This window comes from Halomonas sp. GD1P12, assembly GCF_025725645.1.
Lineage (GTDB): Bacteria > Pseudomonadota > Gammaproteobacteria > Pseudomonadales > Halomonadaceae > Vreelandella.
This window is the reverse complement of record NZ_CP107007.1, coordinates 3,768,929-3,779,310: the sequence shown is the minus strand read 5'-3', so window position 1 is coordinate 3,779,310 and position 10,382 is coordinate 3,768,929. Positions and strand designations below refer to the sequence as shown.

The 10,382-nt window shown below is 60.7% G+C and carries 12 protein-coding genes; 6 read left to right on the top strand and 6 right to left on the bottom strand.

Features of this window, described 5'->3' with window-relative positions; all coding sequences use genetic code 11:
- The first annotated feature begins 175 nt into the window (after positions 1-175).
- The 4 genes from rpmH to mnmE all read left to right on the top strand — a co-directional run bounded on the left by rpmH (position 176) and on the right by mnmE (position 3,999).
- A complete protein-coding gene (gene rpmH / locus OCT39_RS17405) occupies positions 176-310 on the top strand; it encodes a 50S ribosomal protein L34 (protein ID WP_227391295.1) in 135 nt (44 codons plus the stop codon).
- Positions 311-323: 13 nt separating this feature from the next.
- Positions 324-725 carry a ribonuclease P protein component gene (gene rnpA, locus OCT39_RS17400; RefSeq protein ID WP_263585689.1) on the top strand — a complete coding sequence of 134 codons (402 nt, stop codon included), beginning with the start codon at positions 324-326 and terminating at the stop codon, positions 723-725.
- A gap of 115 nt (positions 726-840) precedes the next feature.
- Positions 841-2,526: a membrane protein insertase YidC gene (yidC, locus tag OCT39_RS17395; protein WP_263585688.1), complete on the top strand. Its 1,686-nt coding sequence runs from the start codon at positions 841-843 to the stop codon at positions 2,524-2,526.
- 102 nt (positions 2,527-2,628) lie between these two features.
- A complete protein-coding gene (gene mnmE, locus OCT39_RS17390) occupies positions 2,629-3,999 on the top strand; it encodes a tRNA uridine-5-carboxymethylaminomethyl(34) synthesis GTPase MnmE (protein WP_263585687.1) in 1,371 nt (456 codons plus the stop codon).
- A 67-nt stretch (positions 4,000-4,066) separates the two neighbouring features.
- Here the strand turns inward: mnmE and OCT39_RS17385 are convergent, their stop codons facing one another.
- Complete coding sequence (locus OCT39_RS17385) at positions 4,067-5,158, bottom strand: cobalamin-independent methionine synthase II family protein (RefSeq protein ID WP_263585686.1); 1,092 nt, start codon at positions 5,156-5,158, stop codon at positions 4,067-4,069.
- Positions 5,159-5,258: 100 nt separating this feature from the next.
- Positions 5,259-5,705 (bottom strand): hypothetical protein, encoded by a 447-nt coding sequence (locus OCT39_RS17380; protein ID WP_263585685.1) that lies wholly within the window; start codon positions 5,703-5,705, stop codon positions 5,259-5,261.
- Positions 5,706-5,711: 6 nt separating this feature from the next.
- On the opposite strand from OCT39_RS17380, the gene OCT39_RS17375 reads away from it, so the two are divergent.
- Positions 5,712-5,981: an Lrp/AsnC ligand binding domain-containing protein gene (locus OCT39_RS17375; protein WP_263585684.1), complete on the top strand. Its 270-nt coding sequence runs from the start codon at positions 5,712-5,714 to the stop codon at positions 5,979-5,981.
- Between the two features lie 5 nt (positions 5,982-5,986).
- On the opposite strand, the gene OCT39_RS17370 is transcribed toward OCT39_RS17375, so the two are convergent.
- The 4 genes from OCT39_RS17370 to rdgB all read right to left on the bottom strand — a co-directional run bounded on the left by OCT39_RS17370 (position 5,987) and on the right by rdgB (position 9,426).
- On the bottom strand, positions 5,987-6,832 hold the full coding sequence (locus tag OCT39_RS17370; protein ID WP_263585683.1) for a 23S rRNA (adenine(2030)-N(6))-methyltransferase RlmJ: 846 nt from the start codon (positions 6,830-6,832) through the stop codon (positions 5,987-5,989).
- 86 nt (positions 6,833-6,918) lie between these two features.
- Positions 6,919-7,614, bottom strand: coding sequence for an OmpA family protein (locus tag OCT39_RS17365; RefSeq protein ID WP_263585682.1), 696 nt, complete (start codon positions 7,612-7,614; stop codon positions 6,919-6,921).
- 44 nt (positions 7,615-7,658) lie between these two features.
- Complete coding sequence (gene hemW / locus OCT39_RS17360; RefSeq protein WP_263585681.1) at positions 7,659-8,825, bottom strand: radical SAM family heme chaperone HemW; 1,167 nt, start codon at positions 8,823-8,825, stop codon at positions 7,659-7,661.
- Positions 8,818-9,426, bottom strand: a complete 609-nt coding sequence (gene rdgB, locus OCT39_RS17355) for an RdgB/HAM1 family non-canonical purine NTP pyrophosphatase (RefSeq protein ID WP_263585680.1) — start codon at positions 9,424-9,426, stop codon at positions 8,818-8,820. Before rdgB ends, hemW begins: the two co-directional genes overlap by 8 nt.
- Before the next feature lie 260 nt (positions 9,427-9,686).
- On the opposite strand from rdgB, the gene OCT39_RS17350 reads away from it, so the two are divergent.
- On the top strand, positions 9,687-10,379 hold the full coding sequence (locus OCT39_RS17350; protein WP_263585679.1) for a response regulator transcription factor: 693 nt from the start codon (positions 9,687-9,689) through the stop codon (positions 10,377-10,379).
- Positions 10,380-10,382 lie beyond the last annotated feature (3 nt).

Here is a 10,382-nt window from a genome sequence, read left to right as displayed (position 1 = left end):
ACACGTTGCGAGGCGTTAGGAGGTTTTTAGCGCTTTTTGTACGCAGAAAAATTGCACCGGAGGCGCGAAGTCTCTACAATTTCCGGTCTTGAATCGGATCTCCCCGGCTAGTTGCTCACTGGACCGGGTCGTTTGGAATTCACTTTCGTCCTAAACCACGTGGGAATAACGAGTTATGAAACGCACTTTTCAACCCAGCGTTCTCAAGCGCAAGCGCGCGCATGGCTTCCGTGCTCGTATGGCAACCAAAAACGGCCGTGCCGTTATCAATCGCCGTCGCGCCAAGGGCCGCAAGCGTCTGAGCGCCTGATTTCAGATTGCGTGTGTCGCATCAAGGCTTTCCCCGGGATTTACGTTTACTGAATGCCGGGGATTTCAGCCACGTATTCGAGCAGGCAGACCTCAAGGTCCACGGCAAAGGCATGATGGCGCTCGCGCGCTTTTCGCCTCGAGGTCATCCTCGCGTTGGTTTTGTGGTCAGTAAGAAGAACGTCAAGCTCGCCGTCGATCGTAACCGCTTCAAGCGTCTTGTTAGAGAATCCATTCGACTTCGCCAGCACCGCCTTCCCTCGATGGACATCGTGGTATTGGCTAAGCGTGGCGTACAGGATATCGATAATGACACTCTTGCCCGCCAGCTACACGGCATGTGGAAACGACTCGCCCGAGAGGCAACGGCCGCCACACCGCCTTCCCCGCTTGAAAACGCTACGCATGGCGCTTGATTCAATACGTCGCAGCTCGACCCGGGCCTGCCTTCTGGCAGGCTTTCGTGTGTCTTGGGCCGAGTAAACGGCGCTGCGCCATTGGCATGTTCACCACCCATCGGGCAGACCCCTCATGGACGTAAAACGACTTTTATTGCTGATTCCACTGGCCATACTGGCCTATCTACTGGTGATCCAGTGGAATCAGGACTACGGGCAAACCAGCTTCGAATCGACGCCGGAAATCACCCAGCGCGAAAACAACTCGGCCAGTGACGGCGCGGGCCGCGACAACTTGACCGTACCCAGCAGCGGTGCCCCGCAAGGCAGCGCCGACGAAGGGCTACCGGCGGAGTCGTCAAGCGATGCTGCCAGCCGCGATTTCATCGCCGTTACCACCGACGTGCTGGACGTGCGCATCGACCCTTACGGCGGTGATATCGTCTTTGCCGCCCTGCCCCAGCACGAAATGACGCTGGATTCCGAACGCAACTACGTGCTGCTCTCGGACAACGCCACGCGAAGCTATGTCGCACGCTCGGGCATTCAGCTCGATGGTCAGGCCAGCCGTATCGCCTTTACGCCGGAGCGCACCGAGTATCGCCTGGGCAACGACGAGCAGACGCTCAACGTCGACCTGACCGCCGACGTCAACGGTGTCGAAGTCACCAAGCGGCTGACCTTCGAGCGCGGCGACTACGCGGTCGACGTCAACTACTTCGTGGCGAACAACACCGATGCACCGGTCAGCGCCCGCTTCATCGGTCAGCTCGCTCGCGATAACAGTCCCGACCCCTCCAGCGGCGTGACGCTGGGCATGAACTCCTACATGGGCGCGGCGTACTCCACGCCAGACACGCGCTACGAAAAAATCGATTTCGAAGATATTCAAAATCGTAATTTCCAGAATCAAGAAGCCGAAGGCGGCTGGATCGCCATCATCCAGCACTACTTCGTTTCCGCCTGGGCGCCGAAGCAGAACGAGCAAAACCTTTTTTATGTCACCACCGACGCGCGCGATCGCAACGTGGTCGCCTTTGCCGGCCCGACCAGCAGCGTCGCGGCCGATGGCGAAGCCACTCTGGGTGCCACGCTCTACATGGGCCCCAAGGTGCAGGACTATCTGGAACAGGTCGCCCCCAACCTTCAGTTGACCGTGGATTACGGCTGGCTCTGGTTCATCGCCAATCCGCTGTTCTGGCTTTTGGATCATATCCAGAACATCGTCGGCAACTGGGGCTGGTCGATCGTGCTGCTGACCGTGCTGGTCAAGGCCGTACTCTTCCCGCTGTCCGCCAAGGCTTACAAGTCGATGGCGCGGATGCGCAAGCTCGGCCCGGAGATGCAGCGTCTTAAAGAGACCTACGGCGACGATCGCCAGAAGATGTCTCAGGAGATGATGAAGTTCTACCAGAAAGAGAAGATCAACCCGCTCGGCGGCTGTCTTCCGATCGTGGTACAGATGCCGGTGTTCATCGCACTGTACTGGATGCTTCTGGAGTCCGTGGAGCTTCGCCACGCGCCGTTCATCTTCTGGATTCAGGATCTCTCGGTGAAGGACCCCTACTTCATCCTGCCGATTCTGATGGGTGTGTCGATGTTCGTGCAGCAGATGCTCAACCCGACACCTCCCGATCCGATGCAGGCGAAGATCATGCGGCTGTTGCCGATCATCTTCACCTTCTTCTTCCTGTGGTTCCCGGCGGGTCTGGTCATCTACTGGGTGGTCAACAACATCATCTCGGTGGCGCAGCAGTACTTCATCACCAAGCGCATCGAGAACGACCCAAGCGTTGGTAAAGGGATGCGAACCAAGTAATCGCTCCCCTTGCTCGACTTACCAGACCCCCGCCCCGTGCGGGGGTCTGGCGTTTTGGGCGCCGCGAATTCACACTATCGCCATTCATTCAAGAGACGCGCCATGGCTTCAACACTCTACACCCAAGACACGATCGCCGCACTAGCCACCCCGCCCGGGCGCGGCGGTGTCGGTATCATTCGGGTCTCCGGGCCCGCCTGCGGCGATATCGCCACTGCCCTGCTGGGGCGATGCCCGCCAGCCCGCTACGCCCACTACGGGCCGTTTCACGGCGAGCACGGCATCATCGACGAAGGCATCGCGCTGCGCTTTGAGGGCCCGAACTCCTTTACCGGTGAAGACGTGCTCGAGCTTCAGGGCCATGGCGGGCCGATCATCATGGACATGCTGCTCGAGCGCTGCGTTGCGCTCGGCGCGCGTCTCGCCCGGCCCGGCGAGTTCTCCGAACGCGCCTTTCTCAACGACAAGCTGGATCTCGCCCAGGCCGAGGCGATCGCCGATCTGATCGACGCCACCTCGCGCTCGGCCGCCGAAAACGCCGTGCGCTCGCTGCAGGGCGAGTTCTCGAATCGGGTGTCGACGCTTGTCGAGCGGCTGATTGCGCTGCGCGTCTATGTCGAGGCCGCCATCGACTTCCCCGAAGAAGAGATCGACTTTCTCGCCGACGGGCACGTGGCTACACGGCTTGCGGGCGTACGCGAGGAGCTGGAGTCGGTACGCCGCGCCGCGGGCCAGGGGGCGCTGTTGCGCGAAGGCATGAGCGTGGTGATCGCCGGGCGTCCCAACGCCGGTAAGTCGAGCCTTTTGAACGCGCTGACCGAGCAGGAGACAGCGATCGTCACCGACATCGCCGGCACCACCCGCGATGTGCTGCGCGAGCATATCCATATCGACGGCATGCCGCTGCACGTCATCGACACCGCCGGGCTCAGGGACACGCCGGACGCGGTAGAGAAGATCGGCGTGGCCCGCGCCTGGGCGGAAATCGAGAAAGCCGATCGGGTGCTGCTGATGGTGGACGCCGCGACCACCGAGGCCACCGACCCGATGGCGATCTGGCCGGAGTTCGTCGAGCGCCTGCCGGATCGATCGCGGCTGACGCTGGTGCGCAACAAGATCGACGAAAGCGAAGAAGCCGCGGGTATTGATTTATCCACAGCCACCCCGACGCTGCGCCTGTCGGCGAAGACCGGGGCGGGTGTGGACAGTTTGAAAGAGCATTTGAAGAGCGTGATGGGCTTTGCCGCCACCACCGAGGGACGTTTCTCGGCGCGCCGGCGCCACCTGGACGCGCTGGATAGGGCGCTGGCCGCGCTGGAGGCCGGCCGCGCTCAGCTCGAAGGCCCAAGCGCCGGCGAGCTGCTCGCCGAAGACCTGCGCGACGCCCAGGCCGCGCTTGGCGAGATCACCGGCGAGTTCAGCGCCGACGACCTGCTGGGTGAGATTTTTGGCAGCTTCTGTATCGGGAAGTAGCGTCGGTCACTCATGTGAGTAAGTGCTTACTTCTATAGCAGTACCCCATTAAAGCCTCTATCCGTTTCTATTCACCCCAGACGTCGCGGGCGATGTCGACCACCAGCTTGAGCTTGGCCTGCTGCTCGGCTTCACTGATCGCGTTGCCCTCTTCGGTCGAGGCGAAGCCGCACTGGGTGCTCAGGCAAAGCTGCTCGAGTGACACGTAGCGCGCCGCCTCCCGGATGCGTGCCTTGATCGTTTTCGGGTCCTCGAGCTCGCCGGTCTTGGTGGTCACCAGGCCCAGCACCACCTTTTGATGGCCGGGCTTTATGAAGCGCAGCGGGGCGAAGTCGCCGGCGCGGTCGGAGTCGTACTCCAGAAAGAACGCATCGATATTCACCGAGCCAAACAGCCGCTCGGCAACCGGCTCGTACCCGCCCTCGGAAATCCACGTGGAGCGGAAGTTACCGCGGCAGACGTGCATGCCGATCACCAGATCCTCGGGTTTGTTCTCGAGCGCCTGGTTGATCACCCGGGCGTAGGTGCGCGCCAGCGCGTCCGGGTCTTCGCCGCGCGCGACGACCTGGGCGCGCTGCTCATCAGAACAAAGATACGCCCAGACCGTATCGTCGAGCTGCAGGTAGCGACAGCCGGCGTCATAAAACGCCTGAACCGCCTCCTTGTAAACCCGGGCGAGGTCGTCGAAGAAGTCGTCGATATTGGGGTAGGCATCCCTGCTGACTACGTTCCGACCGCCGCGAAAGTGCAGCACGCTGGGGCTCGGGATGGTCATCTTGGGCATGGCGCCCCCGCTGATGCTGGCGAGATACTTGAAGTCCTCGAGCATCGGGTGCGCGCCAAAGCCGAGCTTGCCCGTCACGCGAACGTTGCGCGATTTGGTCTGCACGCCGCTAAACTGGATGCCCTGCTCGGCGTCGATCCCCTCGACGCCTTCGAGCCCCTCGAAGAAATCGAAGTGCCACCAGGCGCGGCGAAACTCACCGTCGGTGACCACTTTCAAGCCGCACTGGCACTGCTCCTCGACCGCATGCTTGATCGCCGCGTCTTCTATCCGGCGAAGGTCGCGATCGCCTTTTTCACGGGCGTTCTTGATCGCCGTTGGACGCAGCAGGCTTCCCACGACATCTGCGCGAAAGGGGGCGGTTTGATCGCTCATCGTACTCTCCTGCTCTGTTACACGTGACTCGATAACCTTCATGCTCGCGCAAACCCAGGCTGAGCAAAAGTGATCATTTTTTGATCTCAGGTGAATCATTTTAATGGCCGCGCCGACGTATCGGCCAAATCGCTCGCCGGCCTCTATTCATACCAAGCACACTTTCCACGCACAAAACGAGAACGGCCAGCCAGATAGCGATATAGGTCGGCCACTCGTTGGGGGCGACCGACTCGCCAAACCACAGCGCCACCAAAAACAGCAGCAGAGGCTCTACATGGACCAGAAGGCCGAAAAGGCTCAGGTTCAAAAGCGGCGCCGAAAGCGCCTGAAATACCCGCGCCAGCGCGCTCAACAGCCCAAGGCCCACGACCAACCCCGCGGATTCGATGCTCGGCGCGCCGATCACACCTCCTTCTTTGATGATGAAAAAGAGGCTGACCGGCAGCGCCAGCAGCATGTCGAACCAGAGCCCGCCGATGTGGTTGGTATCGGTCGCCCGGCGCAGCCAAAAATAGAGCGGATAGCCCAGACAGACCACAAGCACGGCCAGGTGATCACGATTTTCGTCGAGGTGCGCGCCGACAAGACCCACGCCGCCGACCTGGAGGCGCTCAAGGCGCGCTTTTCCGGCCCGGAGATTCAGCAGTGCTACTACGTGACCGGCGAGGCGGACTTCATGCTGGTGCTGTTGGTACCCAGCATGCGCCGCTTCCAAGCGATCTGCGATGCGCTGTTTCACGAAAACCCGAACGTGAAATGGTTTCGCACGCTGGTCGCACTGGACCGGGTCAAGACCTCTCAGGAGGCTCTGCCCGCCTAGCCTGTCTACTCCTCGACCAGCCAGCGAGCGTTAAAGCGGCTCTCGCCACCGAGCAACGCGGTGACCTCGCTCATCGCGCCCTGCATGCGCTCATCGAGCCCCCAGGGCGGATTGATCACCAGCATGCCGCTGGCGTACATCCCATGAGTCTCGGCGGCCGGTTCGCGCAGCAAAAGCTCACTTTGCCAGATCTTACGCACGCCGCTGGTTTTTAACGCGCTGAGCAGCGTGTGATGCGCGCCTGACGGCAACAGCGGGTACCAGATCAACATCACCGCGTGGCGCACCTTCTCGAGGGCGTAAATCACGCTATCTGCCACCTCCTGATACTCCGCCTTGCGCTCGAAACTCGGGTCGATCAGCACGCACAGCCGGGGCGTTCTCACCGGCACGCGTCTTTCGAGCTCGGCCAGCCCATCACCGTGAATACGCAGCGCCGTCTCGGGCAGCGCCTGGCTGTCGAGCTCGGCGTGCTCGCGTGGGTGCAGCTCGCAAAGGCGCAGCGCATCCTGCTCGCGAAGCCCTTGGCTTAGCCACCATGGCGAGCCGGGATAACGGCTCAAGTCGGTGTCACCCTGTTGAACACGAGCAACGTGGGAAAGCCATTCACACAGGAGCGGGTTACCCAGGCTTTCTCGTGCCTTCCACAGCGGCTCGATACCTTCGCGGTGCTCCTGGAGCTTCAGGGCTTCTCTTGAGCTCAGTGGATAAAGGCCGCGACCGGCGTGGGTATCAATATATGTAATGGCACTTTTTTTACGTAACAGGTAGTCGCACACTGCGTAGAGGGTAAGGTGTTTATGAACGTCGGCAAAATTGCCGGCGTGATAAGCGTGTTGGTAGGAGAGCATGGCGGTTCGCACTGGTGGAATAAAAAAGCCCGCTATCCATGATAGCGGGCTCGCGGGTTAGACCCTACCGGGTCGAATCAAATCGATCAGTAGTTGCCCTGGCCCTGGCTCTGACCGGCCTGGCCGGTCGGCGTCAGGGTAATCTCTACGCGGCGGTTCTGCGCGCGGCCCTGCTCGTTATCGTTGCTGGCTACCGGCTGCGAGGCACCATAGCCGCTGGTCACCAGACGCGAAGAGGAAACGCCGTTCTGGCTCAGGTAGCTGCCCACGGCCTGAGCGCGGCGCTCGGAAAGGCGCTGGTTGTAGTCGGCGGCGCCGGTGCTGTCGGTGTGACCGGCAATGTTGACACGGGTATCGGTGTATTGAGTGAGGACGTTGGCGACTTCGTTGAGCGCGCTGCGTGCCTGACCGGTCAGCTCCGAGGAGTCGAAGCCAAACGTCACGCTGCTGGGCATATTGAGTACGATGTCGTCACCGCGACGGTCGATTTCGATACGCGAGCCCTGCAGGCTTTCACGCAGTTGGTTCTCTTGGCGGTCCATGTAAGCGCCGACACCGGCACCTGCGGCCGCGCCCACCGCGGCGCCGATCAGCGCGCGGTCGCGACGGCTGGTGGCACCGTCACCGGAGAGCGCGCCGGCCGCCGCGCCGACCACGGCACCAATACCCGTACCGATGCCAGTGCTGGAGCGCTGCGTTTGGCCGCCGTAGGGGTCGGAACTGGCACACCCGGCAATCAGAAGGGCCGCGGCTACCGGGGTCAACAGTCGAGAAATACGCATCACTCACTCCTTTAAAAGCTTGTTTGATTGAACCGGGCTGCGGGTCAGTCGTCACTGATCAACGCCAGCAGCTCGTTCAAGAATAATAGACCATGAGGTGAAGCACGTAGTTTTACGGGCACTTGCACTAAAAGTCCTTTTTTTTCGGCGCGGGAGAGTTTCTTCAAAAGAACCTCGGGCGACTGGCCCGTATGCGCCGACCAAAGCGCCATCTCGACGCCGTCCGTCAAACGCAGCGCATTCATGGCGAACTCCAGCGGAAGCTCCGCTTCTTCGATCGCCGCTTTGCCGGCGATGAACCCGCGCGGGTCATGACGCCGGCGAAGGTAGGCATCGGGCTGACGGGTCTTCCAGCGCCGCTCGATTGTCCAGTGCCCCTGCTCGTCGATATGCGAAAGCTTGCCGTGGGCACCGGCGCCGATTCCCAGATAGTCGCCGAATTGCCAGTAGTTGAGGTTGTGGCGGCTCTGTTGACCCGGCTGAGCGTAGGCCGAGATTTCGTAACGTTCGAACCCCGCCTTGACCAGCCGCTCATGGCCTTGCTCCTGAATATCCCAAAGCGCTTCTTCGCGCGGGAGCACCGGCGGGCTCGAATGAAAGGCGGTGTTGGGCTCGAGGGTGAGCTGATACCAGGAGAGGTGATCCGGCGACAGCGCAAGCGCCTGGTCGATGTCGGCCAGCGCCAGCTGTGGCGTTTGGCCCGGCAGGCCGTGCATCAAATCGATGTTGAGGTTATCAAAACCCGCGGCGCGCGCCTGGCCCACGGCGTTGGCGGCTTCATCGGCGCTGTGGATACGGCCCAGCGCCTCGAGCTGGGCCGGCTGAAAACTCTGAGTGCCAATCGATAGCCGGTTGATCCCCGCTTCGCGGTAGCCATTGAAGCGCGCCTGCTCGGTGGTGCCGGGATTGGCTTCCAGGGTGATCTCGATGGAGGGGGAGAAAGGCAGCCGGGCGCGTACCTCGCTCAACAAACGCCGGTAGAACGAAGGCGATAACAAACTCGGCGTGCCGCCGCCGATGAAGATGGTCTCGAGCGAGCGGCCGCCAGCCAGCGCCAGATCGGCGTCCAGATCCGCCAACAGTGCCTCGAGGTAGGCCGCCTCGGGCAGCTCACCGCCTTGTGGCTCGTGCGAGTTGAAATCGCAATAAGGGCACTTTCTCACGCACCAGGGGGTGTGGATATAAAGCGAAAGCGGCGGGGTATTACCCATGTGCCACCTTCAACAGATCGACCAGCCCCTGCAGCGCCCGGCCCCGGTGGCTGAGCCGGTTCTTGGTGTCAGACGAAAGCTCCGCCACGCTCATGCCCTGGTCCGGGAGCCAGAAAAGCGGGTCGTAGCCGAAGCCGTTGTCACCGCGCGGGTGGGCCAGGATCTCCCCTTCCCAACTGCGCTGCACGATGATCGGTACCGGATCGTCGGCGTGGCGCAGATACACCAGCACGCACCAGTAGCGCCCGGTGCGCTGACCTTCGGCGCAGTCGGCGAGCGCATGAAGAAGCTTCTCGTTGTTGCGCGCATCACTTTTGGGCTCGCCGGCAAAGCGCGCCGAGTAAATGCCCGGCGCCCCGAACAGCGCATCCACCTCGAGGCCCGAGTCATCAGCCAACGCCGGCAACCCGCTGACTCGGCTGGCTTCGCGCGCTTTTAACAGCGCGTTTTCGATAAAGGTCAGGCCGGTCTCTTCGACGTCCACCACGCCGAATTCGGACTGCAACCGCACATCGAACATCAAGGGCGAAAGAAGCTGTTTGAACTCTTTCAACTTGCCAGCGTTACCGCTGGCTAAAACGAGCGTATCGACCGCGGACATGGCATCACCTCCAGTATGGGCTCGCCAGTTTACGCCGATCGTGATAGCAGCTAAAGGTGGCAACATCAGAGGGATGGGTTAGACGATTCATCCGTCATATGACTAGCCAATCAGACCAGCGGCTTATTTTTTCCTAAGCAATGTGAAGGCGAAGCGGCACTTCACTTATTTTTAGTAACATAACTTTACTAAACTGATCTTCCAGGTAACAATCACCTCATTAACGTCTCACACTTTATTTGCAGTTGGAGGGTTTATCGATGATGCAGGAAAAGGCCCAGGGCGTGGTGTACATCGTCACCGAAAAAAGCCCTCAATCTCAGTTGTTTGCAGAGTACCTGAACAAAAAAACAGGTCATACGATCGATCTTTACGCGCCGGGGGCGGCGCTGCCAACGTCCAACGCCGAGCAACAGCTTTTGCTGGTGGATGCGGATCACATCAGCGTCGATGCCATCCCCGACTGGCAAGAAAAGCTTCCCGAATCGCTTGCCCGCATGCCGCTGGCCGCGTTCAACATCCGTGACATGGATCACGCCCTGGAAGCGCTCTCTTGCTCACAGCTCAAGGGCGTGTTCTACCGCAACGAAAATCTCGAGGTGATTTGCAAGGGTATCCACGCGCTTTTGAACGACGAACTCTGGATGTCGCGGGACCTGATGGCACGGCTCATTCTTTTTTATCGCAAGTACCAAAGCAACGCGTTCCGCCCGGCCTGCGGGCTGACCAACCGTGAAATGGAGATCATTTCGCTGTTGAGCGCGGGCTCGTCGAACCAGCAGATCGCTGAAAAGCTCTTCGTCAGCGAGCACACGGTCAAGTCGCACCTTTACAACATCTTTAGAAAAATCAACGTGCACAACCGTATTCAGGCGCTGAACTGGATTCATCAGAACCTGGGGCCGATTCTGCCCAATATCGAAACCGCGCGTAGCCTGCAGCGCGGCCGCTAATTT

Excerpts from the sequence above, each read along its gene's own strand:
- rpmH (WP_227391295.1), top strand. The coding sequence starts at position 176 with ATGAAACGCACTTTTCAACCCAGCGTTCTCAAGCGCAAGCGCGCGCAT.
- yidC (WP_263585688.1), top strand. The coding sequence starts at position 841 with ATGGACGTAAAACGACTTTTATTGCTGATTCCACTGGCCATACTGGCC.
- mnmE (WP_263585687.1), top strand. The coding sequence starts at position 2,629 with ATGGCTTCAACACTCTACACCCAAGACACGATCGCCGCACTAGCCACC.
- OCT39_RS17385 (WP_263585686.1), bottom strand. The coding sequence starts at position 5,158 with ATGAGCGATCAAACCGCCCCCTTTCGCGCAGATGTCGTGGGAAGCCTG.
- OCT39_RS17370 (WP_263585683.1), bottom strand. The coding sequence starts at position 6,832 with ATGCTCTCCTACCAACACGCTTATCACGCCGGCAATTTTGCCGACGTT.
- OCT39_RS17365 (WP_263585682.1), bottom strand. The coding sequence starts at position 7,614 with ATGCGTATTTCTCGACTGTTGACCCCGGTAGCCGCGGCCCTTCTGATT.
- hemW (WP_263585681.1), bottom strand. The coding sequence starts at position 8,825 with ATGGGTAATACCCCGCCGCTTTCGCTTTATATCCACACCCCCTGGTGC.
- rdgB (WP_263585680.1), bottom strand. The coding sequence starts at position 9,426 with ATGTCCGCGGTCGATACGCTCGTTTTAGCCAGCGGTAACGCTGGCAAG.
- OCT39_RS17350 (WP_263585679.1), top strand. The coding sequence starts at position 9,687 with ATGATGCAGGAAAAGGCCCAGGGCGTGGTGTACATCGTCACCGAAAAA.